At 42.0% G+C, this 22177-nt stretch carries 22 protein-coding genes; 6 read left to right on the forward strand and 16 right to left on the reverse strand.

What is annotated here, in order from left to right; all coding sequences use genetic code 11:
* Positions 1-75: 75 nt before the first annotated feature.
* From gltA to DWZ33_RS14005, 3 genes are all read right to left on the reverse strand, one after another.
* Positions 76-1464 carry an NADPH-dependent glutamate synthase gene (gene gltA, locus DWZ33_RS13995; RefSeq protein ID WP_118455348.1) on the reverse strand — a complete coding sequence of 463 codons (1389 nt, stop codon included), beginning with the start codon at positions 1462-1464 and terminating at the stop codon, positions 76-78.
* Complete coding sequence (locus DWZ33_RS14000; RefSeq protein WP_118455350.1) at positions 1457-2305, reverse strand: sulfide/dihydroorotate dehydrogenase-like FAD/NAD-binding protein; 849 nt, start codon at positions 2303-2305, stop codon at positions 1457-1459. The genes gltA and DWZ33_RS14000 overlap by 8 nt, the downstream gene beginning before the upstream one ends.
* A gap of 129 nt (positions 2306-2434) precedes the next feature.
* A complete protein-coding gene (locus tag DWZ33_RS14005) occupies positions 2435-3076 on the reverse strand; it encodes a M48 family metallopeptidase (RefSeq protein ID WP_182425734.1) in 642 nt (213 codons plus the stop codon).
* A 158-nt stretch (positions 3077-3234) separates the two neighbouring features.
* Here DWZ33_RS14005 and mnmL point away from each other — a divergent pair, with 158 nt between their 5' ends.
* Positions 3235-4197: a tRNA modification radical SAM protein MnmL/YtqA gene (gene mnmL / locus DWZ33_RS14010; protein WP_118455354.1), complete on the forward strand. Its 963-nt coding sequence runs from the start codon at positions 3235-3237 to the stop codon at positions 4195-4197.
* Positions 4198-4246: 49 nt separating this feature from the next.
* Here the strand turns inward: mnmL and DWZ33_RS14015 are convergent, their stop codons facing one another.
* The 4 genes from DWZ33_RS14015 to DWZ33_RS14030 are packed head-to-tail and all read right to left on the reverse strand — an operon-like array spanning position 4247 to position 8356.
* On the reverse strand, positions 4247-5227 hold the full coding sequence (locus DWZ33_RS14015; protein ID WP_022937805.1) for a sugar-binding transcriptional regulator: 981 nt from the start codon (positions 5225-5227) through the stop codon (positions 4247-4249).
* 48 nt (positions 5228-5275) lie between these two features.
* Positions 5276-6619, reverse strand: a complete 1344-nt coding sequence (locus DWZ33_RS14020; RefSeq protein ID WP_022937806.1) for a sulfatase family protein — start codon at positions 6617-6619, stop codon at positions 5276-5278.
* A gap of 8 nt (positions 6620-6627) precedes the next feature.
* Positions 6628-6909, reverse strand: a complete 282-nt coding sequence (locus DWZ33_RS14025; RefSeq protein WP_022937807.1) for a PTS sugar transporter subunit IIB — start codon at positions 6907-6909, stop codon at positions 6628-6630.
* Between the two features lie 4 nt (positions 6910-6913).
* Entirely contained in the window at positions 6914-8356 is a 1443-nt protein-coding gene (locus DWZ33_RS14030) for a PTS ascorbate transporter subunit IIC (protein WP_244925882.1), read from the reverse strand.
* Positions 8357-8606: 250 nt separating this feature from the next.
* Here DWZ33_RS14030 and DWZ33_RS14035 point away from each other — a divergent pair, with 250 nt between their 5' ends.
* Positions 8607-10010, forward strand: a complete 1404-nt coding sequence (locus DWZ33_RS14035) for a helix-turn-helix domain-containing protein (protein WP_118455356.1) — start codon at positions 8607-8609, stop codon at positions 10008-10010.
* Between the two features lie 156 nt (positions 10011-10166).
* On the opposite strand, the gene DWZ33_RS14040 is transcribed toward DWZ33_RS14035, so the two are convergent.
* The 7 genes from DWZ33_RS14040 to DWZ33_RS14070 all read right to left on the reverse strand — a co-directional run bounded on the left by DWZ33_RS14040 (position 10167) and on the right by DWZ33_RS14070 (position 16915).
* On the reverse strand, positions 10167-11129 hold the full coding sequence (locus DWZ33_RS14040; RefSeq protein WP_022937810.1) for a sugar-binding transcriptional regulator: 963 nt from the start codon (positions 11127-11129) through the stop codon (positions 10167-10169).
* A gap of 86 nt (positions 11130-11215) precedes the next feature.
* Positions 11216-12700 (reverse strand): sulfatase, encoded by a 1485-nt coding sequence (locus tag DWZ33_RS14045; RefSeq protein WP_118455358.1) that lies wholly within the window; start codon positions 12698-12700, stop codon positions 11216-11218.
* Positions 12701-12708: 8 nt separating this feature from the next.
* Positions 12709-13023 carry a PTS sugar transporter subunit IIB gene (locus DWZ33_RS14050; protein ID WP_022937812.1) on the reverse strand — a complete coding sequence of 105 codons (315 nt, stop codon included), beginning with the start codon at positions 13021-13023 and terminating at the stop codon, positions 12709-12711.
* A 26-nt stretch (positions 13024-13049) separates the two neighbouring features.
* Positions 13050-14351: a PTS sugar transporter subunit IIC gene (locus tag DWZ33_RS14055; protein WP_118455360.1), complete on the reverse strand. Its 1302-nt coding sequence runs from the start codon at positions 14349-14351 to the stop codon at positions 13050-13052.
* Positions 14352-14360: 9 nt separating this feature from the next.
* The gene (locus DWZ33_RS14060; protein WP_182425736.1) at positions 14361-14819 is read right to left on the reverse strand and encodes a PTS sugar transporter subunit IIA; all 459 of its coding nucleotides are present in this window, start codon (positions 14817-14819) and stop codon (positions 14361-14363) included.
* A gap of 142 nt (positions 14820-14961) precedes the next feature.
* The gene (locus DWZ33_RS14065; RefSeq protein WP_022937815.1) at positions 14962-15426 is read right to left on the reverse strand and encodes a DUF986 family protein; all 465 of its coding nucleotides are present in this window, start codon (positions 15424-15426) and stop codon (positions 14962-14964) included.
* Positions 15427-15739: 313 nt separating this feature from the next.
* Positions 15740-16915, reverse strand: a complete 1176-nt coding sequence (locus DWZ33_RS14070) for a S1C family serine protease (RefSeq protein WP_118455364.1) — start codon at positions 16913-16915, stop codon at positions 15740-15742.
* Positions 16916-17223: 308 nt separating this feature from the next.
* On the opposite strand from DWZ33_RS14070, the gene DWZ33_RS14075 reads away from it, so the two are divergent.
* The 4 genes from DWZ33_RS14075 (at position 17224) to DWZ33_RS14090 (ending at position 19715) form a co-directional block, all read left to right on the forward strand.
* Positions 17224-18045 (forward strand): undecaprenyl-diphosphate phosphatase, encoded by an 822-nt coding sequence (locus DWZ33_RS14075; protein WP_022937817.1) that lies wholly within the window; start codon positions 17224-17226, stop codon positions 18043-18045.
* A gap of 279 nt (positions 18046-18324) precedes the next feature.
* Positions 18325-18816: a MarR family winged helix-turn-helix transcriptional regulator gene (locus DWZ33_RS14080; RefSeq protein ID WP_118455366.1), complete on the forward strand. Its 492-nt coding sequence runs from the start codon at positions 18325-18327 to the stop codon at positions 18814-18816.
* Entirely contained in the window at positions 18803-19192 is a 390-nt protein-coding gene (locus tag DWZ33_RS14085) for an FMN-binding protein (protein ID WP_118455368.1), read from the forward strand. The genes DWZ33_RS14080 and DWZ33_RS14085 overlap by 14 nt, the downstream gene beginning before the upstream one ends.
* Complete coding sequence (locus tag DWZ33_RS14090) at positions 19185-19715, forward strand: flavodoxin domain-containing protein (RefSeq protein ID WP_118455369.1); 531 nt, start codon at positions 19185-19187, stop codon at positions 19713-19715. Before DWZ33_RS14085 ends, DWZ33_RS14090 begins: the two co-directional genes overlap by 8 nt.
* A gap of 51 nt (positions 19716-19766) precedes the next feature.
* Here DWZ33_RS14090 and DWZ33_RS14095 read toward each other — a convergent pair whose 3' ends face one another.
* The gene (locus tag DWZ33_RS14095) at positions 19767-20621 is read right to left on the reverse strand and encodes a patatin-like phospholipase family protein (RefSeq protein WP_022937822.1); all 855 of its coding nucleotides are present in this window, start codon (positions 20619-20621) and stop codon (positions 19767-19769) included.
* A 13-nt stretch (positions 20622-20634) separates the two neighbouring features.
* Positions 20635-22176 (reverse strand): cardiolipin synthase, encoded by a 1542-nt coding sequence (gene cls / locus DWZ33_RS14100; protein ID WP_022937823.1) that lies wholly within the window; start codon positions 22174-22176, stop codon positions 20635-20637.
* Position 22177 lies beyond the last annotated feature (1 nt).

The raw sequence follows: 22177 nt of genomic DNA on the forward strand, positions 1-22177 counted from the left end.
TTACATTAATTCCACAATAAGTATAACACATTTTATATAAATAATACAAGTTCACATAAAGTAAAAAGGGAAATGCTAAGCGTTTCCCTTTATCTTATTATCAATGGCTTCCGCAGCCTTTTTACCGGCCCCCATAGCCAGAATAACCGTTGCCGCGCCAGTGACCGCATCACCGCCGGCATAAACATTTTCACGGGTTGTCATGCTGTCTTCATCAACGATCAAACATCCCCTTTTATTTGCCTCAAGATGCTCAGTCGTGCTTCTCAGCAATGGATTCGGACTTGTGCCGATAGCCATAATCATACAATCCGCTTCAATGATGAAATTGCTGTCCTTGATTTCTACCGGACGCCGTCTTCCTGAGCTGTCCGCATCACCTAATTCCATTCGGATACATTCTACGCCGCTCACATTGCCGTATTCATCGCTTTGCACGCGGACAGGATTACACAGCAGTTGGAACTCAATGCCTTCCTCCTGCGCATGTTCAACCTCTTCACGGCGTGCCGGGAGCTCTTCCATTGAACGCCGATAAACGATGGTTACGTTTTCTACCCCTAATCGTTTTGCACAGCGGGCCGCATCCATAGCCACATTGCCGCCGCCGACTACCACACATCTTCGCGCGTGCTGAATCGGTGTCTCACTGTCAGGCTGATAAGCCTTCATCAGATTGACCCGGGTTAAAAATTCATTGGCAGAATAAACACCCTTTAAATTTTCACCGGGAATATTCATAAAGTTAGGCAAACCGGCACCAGAACCGATAAATATAGCCTCATAACCAGCTTCAAATAATTCATCAATCGTTAATATCTTACCGATGACCATATTTGTTTCAATTTTAACACCTACTTGTTTTAAGCCTTCTATTTCATAATTCACGATTGACTTAGGCAGACGGAACTCAGGAATACCATAAACTAATACACCGCCGGCAACATGCAGCGCTTCATAAACGGTAACCTCATATCCCTTTTTCGCAAGATCACCGGCACAGGTAAGTCCTGCCGGACCGCCGCCGATAACAGCAACCTTATGATGATTGGAAACCGTACACTGATTGTATTCATTCAGATTCTCTCTGGCCCAGTCAGCCACAAAACGTTCCAGCCGGCCAATGCCCACAGCTTCCCCTTTAACACCGCGCACACAGTGTTTTTCACACTGACTCTCCTGCGGGCAGACACGGCCGCACACCGCCGGCAGCGAACTGGTTTCCCGAATGATTTTATAAGCGGCTTCAAAATTTCCCTGCTTGACCTCATTAATGAACGCCGGGATATTTACGGCAACCGGACAGCCGCTGATACACGGCGAATGCTTGCAATTCAGACAGCGCTCAGCTTCCTCCATCGCCATTTCCTTCGTATAGCCAAGCGCGACCTCATCAAAATTATTCCGGCGCACCTCTCCATCCTGCAGCGGCATTGCCACCTTCTTTAAACTCATATTAGGCATCCTGACTTACCCCCTTATTCAACAGATTACAAGCTTCATCATACATATGGCGCTCCTGCTGCTGATACATTTTACTGCGGGCAATCGCTTCATCAAAGTCAACCAGCGCACCGTCAAAATCCGGTCCGTCAACACAGGCAAATTTCACTTCATTGCCAACGGTTAAACGGCAGCCGCCGCACATTCCTGTACCGTCGATCATGATCGGATTCATCGAAACAACCGTCTTAACATTATATTCCTTAGTCAGCTGGCAGACAAATTTCATCATTACCAATGGGCCAATCGCAATGACTTCATCAAACTGTTCCCCCTGATCAAGCAGCTTCCGCAAGACATCGGTAACTAAGCCCTGCTGACCGGTACTGCCATCATCACTGACAAGATAAAACTGACTGACAGCATTGAATTCATCTTCAAGAATGACTAGATCACGATTTCTGAAGCCAGCCACAGCAATTACCTCACTCCCCTGTTCATGCAGTGCCTTAGCAACCGGATAAGCAATCGCGCAGCCTACACCGCCGCCGATCACACAAACCTTTTTTAAGCCTTCTATCTCACTGGCCCGTCCCAAAGGCCCTACAAAATCATGTAGCTCATCTCCCGCTTCAAGCATATTCAATTTATAGGTTGCTGCACCGACAATCTGGAAAATGATTGTTATACTGCCCCTGCTTTGATCAATATCCGCAATGGTCAGCGGAATCCGTTCTGAATGATCATCACTTCTAAGAATAATAAATTGTCCCGCTTTCGCTTTTTTCGCAATCAACGGCGCTTCAATCACCATTTTCACTACGGTTGGATTCAACGCCTTTTTTTCTAAAATTTTAAACATCCCTTCAGCTCCTTTACAAGTTAACATTATAGCATTCTTTCGATTTAATGCACAGCTTCCATTGAAAATAAATCACAAAAAAATGTAAAATATATCATTTTTGAAATATTTTACAAAAAAAGGTAATCTTTATTGATTACCGCTAAGTGATGCCTTGACCATCGGCGCTTCAAATAATTTACTGCAGCGTTTATAATCCGGCATATATTTTTCAATAATATGATAAAACTGTTTAGAATGATTAGGCTGAATAAAATGAGCAAATTCATGGATTACTACATACCGCAGAAATTCTCTTTGGTAGTAGATACAGCGAACATTTAAGGTAATCTGCCGTTTGGAGGGCATACAGCTTCCCCAGCGGCTGTTCATCTCTCTGATTTTTAATCTTGGCACCGGCAATACATAATCACGGCTCATTAATTCATAAACCGCTTCTACCTCAGCCATAAAGATTTTTTCACATTGGCGGATTAAAAAACTGCGGATCAGTAAAGGTGCTTCTTTTGCCTCATGAAGATAAACAATACATTCATGATGCTCAAGCTTAACCCCCTTGCGCTGACCTAAAATAAGCCGAATCGGATACGCCGCACCCAGATAATTCAATACCTGATCATCAGCATGATAGAATACGTCAGCCTTCTCACGGGCTGCCTGCTGGCATTTTAAGATCCAATCTACCTTATCTGCCACAAAGGCGTCAATTTTATTTAAAGGACAATAAGCATTGGCAGAAACTAAAATCTCTCCCTTTTCACTTACGTGCATATTAATATTCTTCACGTTTTTAATAATTAATGTGTATTGTATAATATGGCTGCCTACCGCCACTTTTCGTATTTCACTTGTCAAACGAATCACCGCTAACATTATTTCATTTTTACGATCAAAATGCAAATCTATGATAAAATAGAACCGGTGAAATTATGAAACAGAAAACAAATCCATTTCCATACAGTGATGACAATAAACGCTATCATACATGGAATTATTATTTAAAGCACCGCTTTCAGACAAAAGTATTTAAGGTAGCCTTAAATGCCGATTTTTCCTGTCCTAACCGCGATGGCAAATGCGGTGTCGGCGGCTGTACCTTCTGCAGCTCGCTGGGCAGCGGTGATATGGCCGGCAATGCAAAGGAAGATTGTATGCAGCAATTTGAAAAAGGCATTGAAGTGATGCGCAGAAAATGGCCTAATGGTGAAGCGATGGCATATTTTCAGGCATATACAAATACTTATGCCCCATTAAGTGTACTGAAACAAACCTTTGAACCATTTGTACAGCGTGAGGATATTAAAGCTATTGCCATTGCGACAAGGGCTGATTGTCTTGAGAATGATGTCATTGATTATCTGCAAAGCTGTACCGCGCATAAAGAAATCTGGATTGAGCTTGGCCTGCAGACGATTCACAACGAAACTGCTATGGCAGTCAACCGCGGTCATACTTATGAATGCTTTTTAGATACGATTCAGCGGCTTGCCAGAACTGATTTAAAAATCTGTGTGCATCTGATGAATTCCCTGCCTCATGAAACAAGTGAAATGATGATTGAAAGTGCTAAAGCAATTGGCCAGCTGCCGATTCATGCGGTAAAAATTCATATGCTGCATCTGCTGAAAAATACCCGTATGGGTAACGATTATCTAAAACAGCCCTTTACCATGATGAGCCGTGAAGAATATATTCATACGGTCGTTGAACAATTGATGGTGCTGCCAAAGGAAATCGTTATTCAGCGTTTAACCGGTGATGGCGTACTGAGTGATTTAATAGCACCGATGTGGACCGTCCGCAAGGTTACCATTCTCAATGATATTGATAAGGAAATGGCCCGCCGCAATGTCTGGCAGGGCTGTGCGTTAGAAAGCGAAATCACCCGCTGAATTTTCTCATTACACAGAATAAGGCAGATCCCCTGCAGGGTTCTGCCTTTTATTTTTTATCCTGTTCATGAAGTCTGAGAATCTTCTCAGCAATAAATTCATCGGTAATCAAGCAATGAATATAATTACCCTTTAAGGCTGCATAAGTAGCATGCGCCTTATCGACACCGCCGGATACAGCAATTACATTTTTAGCTTTTTTTAGATCATCAAGGCTGACACCAATCAAATTATTTTCCACGTCATCAAAGATCTTATTCCCATTCTGATCCAAAAAATGCCCGCAGATAAAACCTACCGCTCCTTTTTGAATCAAACGCTGCTTGCGTGCCTGATCGAGATAACCCGCCCAGCTGTTGACATTATCACCGGAATGAAAGTCAGCGATCCCTGTCACTAAATAATCGACACTGCGCGCCTCCTGCAAAGCCTTGGCAATGATGACCTCACGGACTAATGACTGCTTGACAATGTTGTTTTCCACAAACAGCGGCGCATAGATCTGTGAGTACGTTCCCCGATATTTCTCCGCCAGCTTGCGTACTAAAAACGGTGAGTCCATTTGGGCATTGTAACCGTCGGCCGCCGCCCCGGTCAGCTGAACAACATGAATATCCCGGCTGCTTTTCGGCTTGATCTGCGATACCATCTGATAAAGTGTTCTGCCCCATGCAAGGCCAATCGTATCGCCGTCCTTCAGCTTTTCATCCAGATATTCACCGGCAATCTTGCCTAAACGGCTCAGCCGCGTATTCGCATTATTATTTTCCGGATAATTTTTGATTACGACAGCATCCTTTAGACCAAATACTTCACACAATGTCCGCTCTAAGGTTACCACACGTTCTAATGGAAAACGGATAATGATTTCCACAATTCCCTGTTCCCTTGCTTTTTTCAATAAGCGGCTGACTTTTGCCCGCGAGAAAAACATCTTCTCAGCAATAACATTCTGCGGAATATCATGTTCATAATACATACTGGCAACTTCCGCAATAACTGCCAGTTCATCTGACTCTTTTTCTTTCATGCTTCCATCTCCAAAGAAAGGCAAGCTTTCGCTTACCCTTATTATAATTTATTTTTGTATAAAGTCACAGCTGTTTTTACTTTTTGGATCGATACAGGAACCCTTATTAACGATCCAGCCCGCCTGCAGCGCAATCGGCCCTTTCAACAGCGGATCATGGAAATCCTGCTGCCATTTTAATAGCTTGGCATCCATTTCCTCAAGCAGCGATTGATAAGCTTCATCATCCGCAAGATTATGCTGTTCATAAGGATCCTTGCGAAGATCGTATAACTGAACCATATCCTTTTTTGAATCCTCAAGCTGTTTCAGATATGCCTCTTTGCTGATGGAGTTATCAATATTGGACAGATTCAGCTGCCGCCATTCCTCATCATAATAACGGATCAGCTTGGCCGTCTTCGTTCTGATGCAGCGGATTGGCTCATAAGAAGTATGAAAGTTAACCTCTGCGAAAACCGCTTCACGGACTGCCTGATTGGGATGATCAAACAGAGCGGAAAAATCAACACCGTCAACTTCATGTTCCAAATCAAGCTTAAGCAATGAACATAATGTCGGATAAAGATCAACCTGGGATACTAATTCATCACAGACAATACCCTGTTTTTTACCTGGCACCCGCATCATTAAGGCAACCCCGATACCGGCATCATACAGCGTGCATTTAGCCATTGGATAGGGAATGCCATGATCGGTGGTAAACAACAGAATCGTATTCTCATACAGGTGGTTTTCTTTCAGCGCCTGTATTAGCTGGCCAAAGCATGTATCAAAATGCTTCAGAGAAGCGGCATGGCCTTGAAGATCCCTGCGGACTGCCTCACAGTCTTGAAGATAGGGTGGTATTTTACCGGTAAAGCTGTCATCGGTATCCGGATATTCGCGGTGTGTCGCAAAGAAACCCATTGAGAGAAAGAATGGCTTTTTAGCTTCCTCGCTGCTCAGCCATTTTGTACAGTTACGCACATTGGCTCTATCCCATTCGACCAGCTGCTTTTCTGACAACCCCTGATTATCGGCTGACAAATCACGCTGATAACCGATAATCGCAGCTCCCTGTTCATGCTCCACATAACGGCCGGCTTCATGCTGAACACCGCAAAGCAGTGTCTGATAGCCATTGCTGTTAAACAGATGCACAAGATGCTCACGATAATCATTTAATTTAAAACCGCGGTTGGCTAGGCCAAGCATGCCATTGTTGTGCGGATACCGGCCGCTGACTAATGCTGAGCGGCTTGGCGAACATGTCGGCGATGTACAATAGGCATTGGTAAACACACAGGCATCAGCCGCAAATTGTTCAAGATTTGGGGTAAAAACCTCAGCGCCATAAGGCGAAAAGAAACGGCCGCTGTCATGGGTGTGAATATAAACTACATTTGTCATAGCTGCCCTTATTCAATAATGCCTGATTCAAGGATTTTCTGTTCCATTTCAGCCTTTGACATAATATTTTTTAAACCAATAACCTTCGCCTTCGTATTCTTAAAATTGCGCACCAATGCTTCTGAAACAATAATCAAGTCATACTCATTTGCACTTGAGCTTGCTTCATCGATACTTGTATGATGCAAAGAAACCTGCACATTTAATTTTTTAAATACTTCCTGAGCACGCATTTTCATCATTTGACTGCTGCCCATACCACATCCGCATGCTACTACTACTTTCAACATTTTCTTAGTCCTCACTTTCTGCCAGATCAAAATATCTTTCTTTGTTATGACGATATTGCAGCTGTGGAATTACCAGCATGCCAACGATACATAACAAGACGCCTGGAATTGATAAATATTTAATAATAAAGCCCATAGCCGGCCATAAAGTCGCCCAGTCAAAGTTGCCGACATAACCGCCGAAGCCAGACATTCCAAATAAGGTGATTGCCAGCGCACTGCCTAATACTTGAATTAAACCGCTGCCGATACACATAACGATCAATGCCTTAAAACCGCCCTTTTTATTCGCATATAAACCAATTGTCGCATTGTCATAGAATAAAGGAACAAAGCCGGGAATAATCATCAATGGTGACTTAGTAATCAATAAGCCCGCGATAGCGATGATTTGTCCGATAGCACCAAACAGGAAGCCTAAAGTAACCGCATTGCTTGAACCAAACGCATAGGTAGCCGCACAGTCAACCGCCGGCAGACAGCCCTTAAGAATTGAATTAGAAATACCGTTGAATGATTCAACCATCTCTGAAACGAACATTCTGACACCTGTTTTTAAGATTACCAGATTTACCGCGAAAGACGCGCACTTTTCAAGGATATAGACAGGGAATGCAAGTCCGGCAGGGAAATTGCCGGCATCAAGTTCCATCAGAATTGACGGGCCGATTACAATCAGCACGATGCCAAAGAATACAAGCATTAGGATTGTTGTTGATACTACATAATCATCAAACAGCTGCAAAGCACCATTTAATTTAATATTGTCAACACCCTTTTCAGGATCACCGATTTTACCAGAGAAACGATCTGCGAACCAAACGCCCAGCATCTGCTGATGACCAATCGCAAAGCCTGCCCCTTCCGTTAAATCCTGTGTAGCTTCAACAGTAAGATTTGAGAAGACTGACCAATAAGTACCAATCAGTAAACCGGTAACGATGATGCCTGTCATATTGCGGAAACCAGGAATCAAAAAGTAAATGATCCATGTAGCTACGGCCGCTTGTTTAACCATGATATGACCGGTCGTAAACAATGTTCTTACCTTTGTATATTTTCTAAATAAAATCAAAATAATATTCCAGATAAAGGCAATCAGTAATGTAATCATCGCAAAGGAAGTCGTTACCCCAATTGACTCCAAAGCTGAATTCGCGGCTACAAAGCCAAAGTTAGGATCGATAACTACGGCATTCAACGCGAAACGCTGCTGAATACCATTTAAGATCGGTGTTACTGAAGCGACAAGCTGTTTAGCCCCAACCTGCAGAATCATATAACCAACCATTGCTTTGATAAAACCAGCAAGCACTTCATACCATTTACGTTTTAATAAAATATACCCCACCAAAACGATCAATCCAATAAAAATAGCTGGTCTGGAAAGAACGTTATTAAATAAAAAGACCCAAGCTGAATTAACTATACCCATAAACGCATCCATATTTTTCACTCCTTTAATTAATGTAAACGCTTTACGCATTTTCAGTATAGCAAAATATGAAATTTATGCAATAGATAGCTAATACTATGAAATTAATTTCACTATGAATGTTTTCCAATTTTAAAATTATTGAAAATATGTTCATATACAGCAAATTCAGCAATGCCAATTAATACCAGACAAATGTGCTTATAATAAAACAGGACAAAATAGTTGGCGGCTGATACAATAGGATAAAAGGAGAGATATCATGGAATGGATCAATATCGTACAGAATACTTTAAATTACATTGAGGATCATCTGCTTGAAGATATCAATGCTGATAAGATTGCCAGTCAATTCTTTATTTCAAGCATTTATTTTCAAAAGATATTCAGTATTATTACCGGCTTTACAATTAATGATTACATTAAAAACCGGCGGCTTTCACTAGCTGGTGAGGAATTGGCAGGCAACAAGATTAAAATTATAGATGCCGCGCTTAAATATGGTTATGAATCACCGGAGAGTTTTACCAAAGCATTTACGCGTTTTCATGGCTTTACCCCTTCATCACTGCGCAAAGGGATCTGTCAGCTGAATTACTTTTTACCGTTAAATATTAAGATTGATGTCAGCGGCGGTTTTATCATGTCGAGAAAGCTGATTCCTAATGTGGAAAAGCTGTATCAGGTAAAATCAGAGAATTATATGTTTCCCAGCTGTATGCGTTCAGTGATGGCTGCCTTTAATGAAGATCAGGCTTATGATTTTTCCTTCTTTGCGGGGGTCAGCGGCGACTTCTTTACACAGCTGTGGCTGGTGCCTAAATGGCGTTATAATGATTCCTATTCAAATGTCTGCAAAGCGAGTCAAAAACCGATTAAAGCTGCCTTTGATGCCTGTGGTTATGAATATACATATGTTGATAATACACAGATAAAGGAAAATGAAGCGGAAATGCTTCAAAAAATTATCGCGTCAATTGATAAGGGACTGCCAGTTCTTGCCTTTGGCATCGTTGGACCGCCGAATTGTTCAATTATCTGCGGCTATGCGCAAGATGGCAAACAGCTGATTGGCTGGTCACAATTTACCGGTGAAACTAATGAAGATGAATTAATTGATCAGGTCTGCGCGGAAAATTATTTCCAGGTAGGGAATGATTTAACACATATTGAAGCTTTAATTTTCTTTGGTAAACAGAAACCGCGGGTATCAATCGCGGAAAATATCAAGCAGTCTATTTTAAATATCCCGGCATTAGCGGCTTTACCGTCCACTGATGAGCTGCGGATGGGCAAGGATGCCTTTGACGCTTGGGCGGATTCATTATTATGCGATGAATATTTCCAGGATGAAACGATGCTGGAAGGGCCTTTGGATACTTATCAAAGCTGTGTGGTACAAACTGGTACTAACTTATTCTACCTTGATGATTATCTGAAAAACGCGTTAACGCTCTGTCCGGAAATTGAAGCACAGCTGAAAACCCTTATTGATCTGTTTGCGCAAGAAAAAGCGGCATTTGATCAGCTGATTGAATATCAGGGCGGTTATTTCTTTGAAAAGGATCGTAAGGCACTCTTAGATAAAAACTTTCGAGATGGTTTAGCAAAGCATGTCAAAGCGGTTGGCAGCTGTTATGAGAAAGCAATACAGTCTATAAAATAAAAGAGCCGGCAATCAGCCAACTCATCAGACAGCCCATGGCTGTCTTTTAATTTTTACTTGTTTATTTCCTTAAGTGTCTCTGATTGATCATTAAGATTAAGAAAAAGCAGTCTTTTGATAATTAAATTCTTCTTTATCATTTATTATCCTGTGTAATTACTGCTTTGCCTCCAGATCCAGCAGTCCTAATGCCAGCCGTTCATCAACGATCAAAGTATTGACATAGCCGCCCTTGACGGCACCGTATACACCCTTGGCCTTATTGACACCGCCGGCCACCGCTACGACATTTTTTATTTGCTTAAGATCCTCAAGCTTGATTCCAATTACCTGCTGATCCAAGGTTTCATCAACCAGATGCCCGTGCTGATTAATAAAGTGAGCCAGCAAGACGCCTACCGCTCCCTTGTCGCTGAGCTGACGATAACCGGCATCATCAAGGTGATGCTCCCATGCCTTGATTTTTCTTGATGAAAAATGCCCGATGCTGGTTACGACAATATCCACCTGCCGCGCTTCCTCCAACACCTTGCGGATAATCGGCTCACGGACTAATGAATCACGCACCAATTCATTTTCCACTACCAGCGGTGAATAGAACTGTGAAAAACTGCCGCCGTATTTATCAACGATCTTACGCACTAATTCCGGTGCGTCATAGGCACTGTTATTATCACTCTCTGTCGTTCCCATCAGCTGGATCACCCGCAGATTCTTATGATGATTGGCATTCATGGCTTCTACGATATGATAAATCGTCTGTCCCCATGTGATACCCATTGAAGTATTATCCTTGATCACGCCATCCAAATACTGAGCCGCCGCGTTCCCCAGACGTTTCAGCAGCATTTCATAGGTTGTGGAATAATCTTTGATGACGATAACCTCATTCAGTTCAAATATGTCTTTCAATTTCATCTCAAGATTCATAATCCGCTCCAGCGGATAGTTAATCGTTATCTCAACCACCTTGCTTTCAATGGCCTTGCTTAACAGACGGCTTACCTTAGATCTTGAAAAATAGAGCTTATCAGCAATCTCCTGCTGTGAAAAATTCTGTTCGAAGTATAGACTGGCAACCTCTGCCATGATGCCCAATTCTTCATCATTAATTTTCATATTACCCCCTCCTTTCATTTATTATAACATTTTGAAGCAAAAACACTTATAAATCATAAGATCCATAAGTGTTTTTTATTTAATGATTAATCAGTCAATCCCAAACGGTAGAATTGCTCCTCTGGCGCGTCATTTTCACGCATCTTCGCAATCATTGCCGCAATCAGACGTTTCTCAGCCTCCGCATTGCGGATTGGCTTAAGCTGTTCAGGATCATCCTTCAAATCAAACAGCAGATTGCCGAATTGTGAGACCTTATAATTCTCTTTCGCTTTAATTTTCAAAACAGAACAGCCCTTTGTAAAGGTAAACGGTTCTCTTAACTCAACATCCTGAAGTTCCTTAACCTTAAACCGCTCTGTCATATGCTGAGGAACTAAAGTATAGTTATATACCTCATTCTCTCTGCCCTTCACAGCGGCGCGCATATAGGAATACTGACCGTCGGTGATATTCACATGACCGGAGAATACACCATAAATTGCCGTATCCCGTACTTTTTCATCCTTTTCAATCACCTTGCTTAAATCATAGCCCTGCATATCCTTTGGTACCTCAAGGCCATGGAAATTCAAGATTGTCGGTGCCCAGTCAATCAGCTGTACAAGACTCTGACGATGTTCACCCTGTTTCTTGCAGCGCGGGTCCCAAATAAATAATGGATTGTTTGCGACCTCATTGTAATAAGGCATTTGATTCTTGCCCCACCAGCCATGTTCGCCCAGCAGGAAGCCATGATCGGTGCCGACAATCAGCATCGTATCCTCCCACATGTTGTAGCGGTCCATCATATCCAATACCCGGCCTAGATTTTTATCACACATTGACACTAAGGCCTTGTATTGACGGCGGCAGTGATTGACTTCAGCTTCACTTTGATCAACCTGACCGCGCGGCCAATCAAAATGCTTGCCGTCATAGTCCTCCGGATAGAGATCCAGATATTCCTGCGGAACATAAAAGGGTTCATGAGGATCAAAGGTTTCAATATCTAAAAGCCAATTGTCCTGATCCTGATTCTTTTCAATAAATTCACAGCCGCGGTCAAACACCTGCGTCTGCGGAAAATCCTTTTCTTCAATGATATACTTGCGGTTTATCCAGTCATAGCGCCAAAGTCCGCTGACCCCCTCGCCAGTCTGTTTCTTTGGTACAAAAACAACCTCTGGAATCTGCGGATCTTTTATCTCCGCTTTCCAATGATCTCCCTCCTGACCGCGCACAACTTCCCAAGATGAATAGCGGGCGTGGAAGTTGCAGCCGCCATCTTCCCAATAATGCAGATGATCGCTGATCAGATGGGTATAGACACCATGCTTCTTTAAGATTTCCGGCATTGAATCATCAAAAGGCTCCAGGGGTCCCCATTCACGATGAAGGAAATTATGCCGGCCGGTATGCAGCTCACGGCGAGCTGGAATACATGGCATACTGCCTACATAAGAGTTGTCAAAGGTAACGGCTTTTTGTGCCAATCGTTCAAAATTAGGCGCAATCGTATCACAATCTGGATTGTAGGGCGGTAAAAAGCGCTTATTCAGACTGTCATAAAAAACGATGATCGTTCTCATCGAACCACCTAGTTCTTACGTGCTTCAGGATAAAATTCATCAACGATCTTACCGATTGAAGCGGCGATCCCCTTACCATCCATGATATTAACAACCTCGATTACATGGGCATCTGCCGGGAAAGAAGCACCTTCAGCCAATTTTTTAGAGATAGCGATAATATCTGTCCAGTCGCTTTGTGAACCCATTTCACCTACAGCGGTATGCTTTACCTCTGCATTGATGCCGTCAGCGGCTAAAGCCTTTTTAACGATTGATTCTGAAATAGCGCTGCTGCCAACACCATAACCGCATACAAATAATACATTTACCTTATCTTTCATCTTTTTTTCCTCCATGATTTATTTAATTAATGAATTAAATTGCCGATAAAACGTAAGCCCTCAGTCACTGCTGGCCAGAATGTTGAGAAGTCAAACATGCCAGACCAACCAGTTCCTTCTGGATAATACATCAGATTAATCGCCCAAACACTGCCGAAAGTCTGAATAAAGCCTAATAAAATTGAACATACGATAATTGATTTAATACCGCCGTATTTATTCGCAACAACACCGATTGGGCCACCTGAGAAGAACAGCGGTACGAAACCAGGCAGTACCATGATTGAAGAATTCATAGCTAATAAGACTAACATTGCTAATACAGTACCAACCGTTGTGAAAATGAAACCTAAAGTAGCCGCGTTTGGTGAGAAAGGCAGCAAGGCCGCAACGTCGATAGCAGGCACTGCATCTGGTACGATCTTTTCTTGAATACCTTTGAACGCGCCGGTCAACTCACCGCACATCATACGCACACCAGTCAGCAGGATAACCATGTTCATTGAGAAATTGATACCCGTTAAAATAATATAAACAAACCAGTGTGTTTTACCTGCTAATTCCTGAATTCCGCTGATTCCCAGCGGTGCCATGAAGGCACCTACGAAAACTGTCATAATGATAGCTACTGAAGTAACATTATTATTGAAAATATTCAGCCAGCCCGGCAGCTTCATGTTTTCCGCGTCCTGTTCCGGATTGCCGAAGAAATGCGCGATCTTTCCGAAGAACCAAATACCAATCTGCTGATTATGACCGATGGTGAAACCGGCGCCGCCTGTCACATCATCGACCGTCTTATACGCCAAGGTCGTAGAGAATGCCCAATAAACACCAACTAATACACCGGCAATGATAACAGAAGCGGTTGTGCCGAGTCCTAAAGTTGCTAGAACGAGCCATAAAATAGCTTGTGAATGCGCAATACCGGCATTACCTGTAAGGAAGATACCCTTTGCTTTTGTAAAACGGCCAAAATAAACAAGCACCAGATTCACTGCGAAAGCGATCAGGAATACATAACCGACAAGACCAAACAGACTGCCCAAGGCTTCCTGAGTTGTGGCCTTCATAGCATAAGAATCCATGATATAACCCTGAATACCAAATGAATTACTTACTGCTGTGGTAATCGGTTTAAAAATACTGGTAAACTGGCCGCCGCCAAAGATTACCATCTGAATACCAACCATGGCACTTAAGGTACCGGTGATTACTTTGGTAATACTTTCTTTATTCATGATATAGCCGATACAGATCAGCAATCCGATCAGGATAACCGGCTGTGTCAAAAAGTCATTAACGATAAAGCTAATAAATCCGTTCATATTTCCTCCTTATTCGTCCTCTAATTCAACGTTTGCGAATATGTTATAAATCTCATCAATTTCATTGCTGCCTACGACCTTTTCCGCAAGCTCAGGGTCGCCAAGTACGGCTGCCAAAGCCTGCAGCATTTTCATATGTGCAGCATTATCAACACATGAAATCGGCAGAATCAATACCGCCCGGCTGTCTTGAGACTCATCAAAATATACGGGGGTTTTCAATTTTAATACGGCAAAACCATTTTTCAGAGCACCGCTTTCTGAGCGTGCGTGCGGCATGGCAATATTTGGAGCTATAACAATATAGGCACCCAGCGTATTGACTGTTTCAATCATCGCGTCAATATACCGTTCTTCTATATACCCCTTGTTCAGCATCGGCTGTGCCGCCAGCTTAATTGCGGCCTGCCAGTCCGTAACGCTATCGGCGATTTGAATACAATCTTTGCTAAGTAATTCTTCCTTCATAATTTCACTCCTTGGTGTAAGCGCTTTACACTTATAAAATAATAAATGGCAGAACATTTGTCAACGCTCTGCCATTTACTTGCACGAATGTGCATTTCTAAAGTTTTAAAAATTCATATAAATTAATAACCGTTCATAAAAGTTACTTCTTACTATGTTTTGCAATGATCTCATAAGCCTGCTTGCTGACCGAGAATAAATCATTCGTTGTTGTCTCTACCCCATACATCATAACGATCCCCTTCTGGGTTGTCAGCTTCTTTACTTCACTGTATTTAAAATATTTATTGCAATAGAAAAAGCCATGTTCATCATAATAGAAGTCTTTAACTGTGATAGCGCCAAAGATTTCACCGATACTTAACAGAATCAGCAATGCACAGACCGCGGTCGTTACCGGATCAGCAATATAACGATATAACGCGAATCCCGCTAAGCCGGCAGTAATCAGAAACAGAATGACATTGCCGGTGCTTAAACGCAGCAGCTGAAGCTTTTGGCCGCCCTTGATTGCTTCCTGAATGGCCGTGCGGGTCATCAGAAACTGTTTAACACGTTTGTAGGCAAGGAATACACCCAATGCGACACAAAGTATAACTATAACCATAAAAATCCACTCCTTTTGAAATTACTCTCATTGATACTGATATTATAGCAGACTTATGATGAACATTTGTGCATTTTGAATCTTTTCAATGAGAATTTAACATTTTGAACTTGAATTTTGTAAGTGCTTTCGATAAAATGGAAGCATAAAGGCTGATGAAGACATACTTCTGTATTGCGATACTCAGAATATGTTGCCTTTAACTTCTGTTAAACATGAAGTGTTTAAATCCCTTTCACTTCGAAAACAGAAAAATCGCATATAAAAACGGCGCTTGCTCCGCCGTTTTTATTTTACTCTTGATGATTATTTATTATTCAAGAACAACACTTAGATCAATGTAATGCTTATCACGAATAATCTTGAAAGTCATTGTATCACCTGGCACATGACTTTGCAGCTTAGCCTTTAATTCCGCTGAAGAAGAGATTTGTTCATCATCGGCAGCAATAATCAAATCGCCTTTCATGAAGCCCGCACGTTCAGCATTAGAGCCCTCACTTACTTCCGCAACTAATAAGCCAAGAGTATTCACACCATAGCTCATCGCTGTCTGTACATTGCTGATTTCCACATAACTGATGCCCAATGTCAGACGGCCTTCAACCTTACCGTTTGAGATCAGCTGCTCCGCAACTTCCTTGGCAATATTAACCGGAATCGCAAAGCCGATACCTTCGACATCACTGCCGCTTGATTTAGCATTGACAATACCGATCAGTTCGCCATTTGTATTAAATAAACCGCCGCCGGAATTACCCGGATTAATAGCCGCCGTAGTCTGCAGCAGCGTCATAGTCTGACCGCTGATTGTAATTGAACGATCAAGCGCGCTGATAATACCCTCGGTCACTGAGCCGCCTAACTCACCTAATGGATTGCCAACCGCGACAACACTTTGACCAACTACCAGATTGCTTGAATCACCAAAGACGGCTGGTTTTAAATTAGACGCGTTGATTTTAATTACCGCGACATCGGTCTGCGAATCACTGCCAATCACTTCCGCGTCATATTCTGTACCATCACTTAAACGTACCGTAATCGAAGTAGCACCCTCAATTACATGATTATTCGTTATAATCGTACCGTCTGATGAAATGATCACTCCCGAACCGGCACCGCTGGCTACATATTGCTGCAGGAAGGTACTAGTCTTAACCGTTGATGTAACGATCTCAACCACACTTTCCTTTACTGTTGCCGCGACATCAGGAATTGACATATTCGTTGCCTCACTGCCATCCGCCTTCGTTTGTATCACTGACTGATACAAAACTGATTTACTGCTGTCATTGCTTGGACTCGTCAAGCTGACTGCCAGATAACCGCCGGCAAAGCCTAATCCAGTGGATAATAAACAGCCTGCCAGACACAATGCGATAATTTTTTTATTCGAACGGAAGAAGTGCTTCTTCTCAGGCTGTTCAACCTGTGTTTCATTAACCTCTGCTTCCAGTATTTCAGGATTTCTTTCTTCATTACTCATAAACTCAACCTCCTTGTTTATGCTTCTAGTATAGGAAGCATTCGTGACATTTATATGAAATCAATGTGAAAATTAGGTGAACAATTATGGAAAATTTCGTCAAATCTTACGCAAGATTATCTAGGCTGTCACCAATGCTCTTTACCGCCTTATTATATCCCCTTTTTTGATTCAGCGTAAACTTAAATGAACAACTGTATTTAACTAATAAACCGAATGGGTTTGCGAAAAAATCTTGAAGTATAGCGCCAGTCAAGGTACAATAAATGAGTATTCTTTTCATATAATAGGAAAGTCTGGAGGAAATTATGAATCTTACTCTTGAAATATTAAAAGCGATTTTGCTTGGCATTGTACAGGGCATCACTGAATGGCTGCCAATCAGCAGCACCGGTCATATGATTCTGGTTGATGAATTTATTAAAATGCAGTTTCCTGCTGAGTTTGTCGATCTGTTTCTCGTTGTCGTTCAGTTTGGCTCGATTCTTGCCGTAGTATTACTGTATTTCCATAAGCTGAATCCCTTCTCCCGAAGAAAATCAGCAACCGAAAAAGCCAATACCTTTGAATTATGGTCTAAGGTTCTGGTAGCATGTGTGCCAGCCGGTATTATTGGTGTTTTATTTAATGATACGATCAAAGAGCTGTTTTTTAATTCAACGGTGGTGGCAATCACTTTAATTGTCTACGGTATCGGCTTTATTCTGATTGAGAACCAAAAGAAAGTATCTGTTACCAACACATTAAATGCAATTACTTACAAAGAAGCACTGCTGATCGGCGTCTTTCAGGTATTAGCATTAATTCCCGGCACTTCACGCTCCGGGGCGACAATCTTAGGCGGCATCATGCTTGGTTTATCACGAACCGTTGCCAGTGAATTCACCTTCTTTGTCGCGATTCCGGTGATGTTTGGTGCTTCATTGCTTGATATTGTTAAGTACAGCGGTTCTTTCACCTTTGCGCAGGTATTGGTTCTTTTGGTAGGTATGGTCACAGCCTTTTTAGTATCCGTCGTTGCAATCCGCGCATTGATGAAATATATCCGCAAACATGATTTCAAGATTTTTGGTTATTACCGCATCGCTTTGGGGGTGCTTGTCCTTTTGTACTTTGCCTTTATTCGTTAGGAGTGAAATTTTATGGATTCATCGATTATTCTGATATTATTAGCCCTATTTATTATCTTCGGGCTGATTAAAAAAATCTTTAAGCTAGTCCTCTTCGGACTTTGTCTTTTTGCCCTATATCTTCTGTATATGTATGCAGTAGATCAGGGAATGCTGACAGCAGTATTTACTATATTTAATTTCTAGCAGCTCTGGCTGCTTTTTTTATTTGTTTGACATATGCGTAACTGGTTGCTATAATGGATTTAGGTAATTAGTTACTTATAATGGAGGAACCAAATGGAAATTACAGATCTGATACGACGTTTCTCAGATTCAAAGGAGAAACAAGAAAAAGCAATCTTCAGTACGCTGTTTATTGCCGGCAACCGTCTGCAGACATTGTTTGACAGCAGTATTCCACAGATAACCTTAAAGCAGTTTATGCTTTTGACGATGGTAAAACAGGCTGACAAGGAATTAACCTTTACACAATTGGGGAAGCTGCTTGGCTGTTCACGTCAGAATATCAAAAAGCTTGCGGAAGTCCTTGAAAAGAAAGGCTATGTGCAAATCAATCAGCAGTCAAAGGACGGACGCGCTGCCTGTATTGCCCCCACTGATAAAATGAAGCAATTTTTTAATGAAATTTTTTCTGAATATGAAAAGAAGCTCAGTGAATTATTTACGGTATATGACGATCAGGAAATTGAACAGCTGTATAAGCTGATGATGAAAATGTATGATGGCATTGAGCACTTTGAAAAGAGTATGAATCATGAAGAAATATAAAAAATGCTTGCTGCTGGCCTGCCCGCTTTTGCTGCTGATAAGTATCGGATTGGCAATCGGTGCAAATGCCCTTCACCAAGCCAATCGCTTAAGCGTAAAAGAATTGGATCGAGCCTCATTAAAAGACGGCGATACGCTTGGTGAGTATACCATTTTGCCAGTAAGTGTTAAGGTACAAGTAACCATCAAGAATCATCAAATAGTTGATATCGATCTTTTACAGCATCTCAATGGCCTCGGAAAACCCGCCGAAGCGATTATCCCAATGATTATTGAGCAGCAAAGTCTTAAAATTGATACCATATCAAATGCTACCATCAGCAGCAAATGTATTTTAAAAGCCGTTGAAACGGCAGTAGGAGAAGCTTATGAATAAAACATTAATCTTATATAAATCCAAATATGGTTCAGCGGCTAAATACGCAGCATGGCTTAACGAGGCGCTGCAAGGTGATATCAAGTCCCTCGATGCTTTTGATTATAATTTTAACGATTATGATCAGATTGTCCTGATCGGCGGCATCTATGCGGGCGGAATTGCCGGAATTAAAAAGCTGAAAAAGCACATATCTGCCTTAACAGCTAAAAAATTGGTCGTATTGGCAGTCGGTGCGAGTCCTTATGATGAAGCCGCTGTTTCTAAACTCAAGGCGCAGAATCTTCAGGAAATGAGCGGCATTCCTCTGTTTTATGCACGGGGTGCCTATGATGAACAGAAGATGAAATTAATTGACCGCACATTATGCAAGGCCCTGCGCAAATCACTTACCAAAAAAGATCCCGCTGAATTTGAACCTTGGATGAAGGCGCTGGCAGAAGCTGATGATGGCAGCTATGACTGGAGTGATTCTTCACAATTAGCACCGCTTATTGAATATCTTAAAGTATCTATGCAATGAGAATCCACGTGATTCTCTTTTTATTTGACAAAAAAAACGACAATCGTCGTTTTAACTGTTGATAAAATCAAGAATCATATCCATGCGATCCAAAGTATCCTGATAACCTAGGTCAAACCAAGCCCCCAGCAATTCCTTATCCTGAGTATAACGGGTAACTCCCATATCTCTTGATGGCCGAAGGGTTATCGCCTTGCCTTCTTTTTCAAGCTGTTTTACCTTCTCCCACTGTTCATTATAATGAACATGGCGCAGCTCAAGATCCTTGCGTACATGCTTATACTTGCCATAAAACAGCGATGCCAGCATCAGCTGATACTTAGCCGCCGGTTTACGGACATAATTCTCTTCTTTGGTTGAAATGAAGACATGCTTGCTGCAGCCCTGACGAATGGACTGCTCGATGGGAATCATATCGACCAAACCGCCGTCCATATAAGTGCCATGATTAAATGCCACCGGTTTCGTCAGCAACAGCAAAGCACAGGCTGCTTTAATCAAAATATCATCCTGTTCATGATAAGATTTATCAAAGTATTCAACCTCACCAGTATCCAAATTATATAAACCAACATCCATCTGGGCAGCGTTTTTTTGATAAGCCTCATGATCCAGCGGTGTCATTTCCTCAATATAATTGTAGGTAGAATAAATACCGAATACCGCGTGTTCATGAAGGATCGGTGATAAACCGACCGCTTCCTTACGGCTTGCGGAATCAACGCCTGTCACCCGCAGACGATCCCGCTGCTTAGACACATACGGCATCAGACAAACCGCTCCGGCACTGATACCCACCGTATAGGGGAATTCAATATTGTTATCTAAGAAGCACTGCAGAACACCTGCCGTATATGCCGCTTTAGTGCCTCCCCCTTCACAGATTAAACCTATTTTTTCTTTCATTCTTCAATCTCCTTTAAAGCAATGGTGAGAACAGACTTAAAATGGAACGGTAAGCCCTTCTCAAAATATTTGACTTCATATATTTTTCGTAAGTGATTTCTTCACATTTTTCCAATGTTTTTAAGTAATCTGCCTTCAGATCCATGACAGCCCGGCTTTCATACATCCAGACACCACATTCATAATGCAGATAATAACTTCTGAAGTCAAGATTAATCGTACCAATAACTGCCAATTTATCATCAGTGACCATCGTTTTCGCATGGACAAAGCCCGGGGTATATTCATAAATCTTCACACCGTTCTTAAGCAGAGAGCGATAATTGGCCCGCGTTACCTCAAACACAAACTTTTTATCCGGAATATGCGGTACCATGATGCGCACATCAACGCCGCATTTAGCCGCCAGCTCCAGCGATGTTTTCATTTCATTATCCAATACCAAATAAGGCGTCTGAATGAATATATAACGATTTGCGGCATTTACCAGTGAGATATGAATATTTTCACCCACATGCTCATCATCCGTCGGTGAATCAGAGAAAGGCTGTACATACCCATCATCACTCAGATCATCAAAGGCATGAGCATCCGCTTTATACAGCAGATAGTCGTCGCAAACCTTTTCATCATAATTCCAAAACTGCAGAAACATCAAAGTAAAATTCCATACCGCTTCACCGCGGATCATAATTGAACAATCTTTCCAATGACCATAGACTGTTTTCGCATTCATATATTCATCAGCCAAATTAATACCGCCGGTTACGCCAACCAAACCATCAATCACCACAATCTTACGGTGATCACGATTGTTCATTTGTATCGCCAGTTTTGCCTGAATCGGATTAAATACCTTACACTTAATGCCCAGTGCCTGAATCGTCTTATAATAATCGGGATCTAGCTTAGGGATACAGCCGGCATCATCATACATCAATCTGACATCAACACCCTGCTTCACCTTTTCCACCAAAACATCAAGGATGGTATTCCACATAATCCCTTCTTCAATAATGAAATATTCAAGGAAGATAAATTTCTTCGCTTTTTTCAATTCTTCAACTAACCGTTCAAACTTTACCTCACCGCTTGGCAGAAAGGTTGTCTGCGTCCGTTTATAAACCGGGAAATCAGCATTTTTCCAAAGATAATTAGCCTGCTTATAAGCATTCTCATCCTGATCGCGGATTTCCTGCATGATCTGCTTATCCTGTGAAATGATCCTATGAACATTTAGCTGTGATTCATGATCACGGCGCATTAAAGCCTTCGGCACCTTTTGACCGCCAAACAGCAGATAAAGCAGTCCGCCGAAAATCGGCACCAGCATAATGACAACGATCCAAGCTAGTTTATAAGAAGGATTTTCATCCTTATTCATGATATAGATGACCATGACAATACTCAGCAGATTTAAAATCTGATTGATAAATCTGGAATAGGCGCTCAGTATTGAAACCACACTCAGCAAAAACAACAGCTGAAGCAGAATCAGGTAAGCCACAAAAGCCGTCTTAGAAGTCAGCACGCTTACCAGCTTCTTCAAATTCATA

The sequence above is a fragment of the Dielma fastidiosa genome (assembly GCF_003475485.1).
Lineage (GTDB): Bacteria > Bacillota_I > Bacilli_A > Erysipelotrichales > Erysipelotrichaceae > Dielma > Dielma fastidiosa.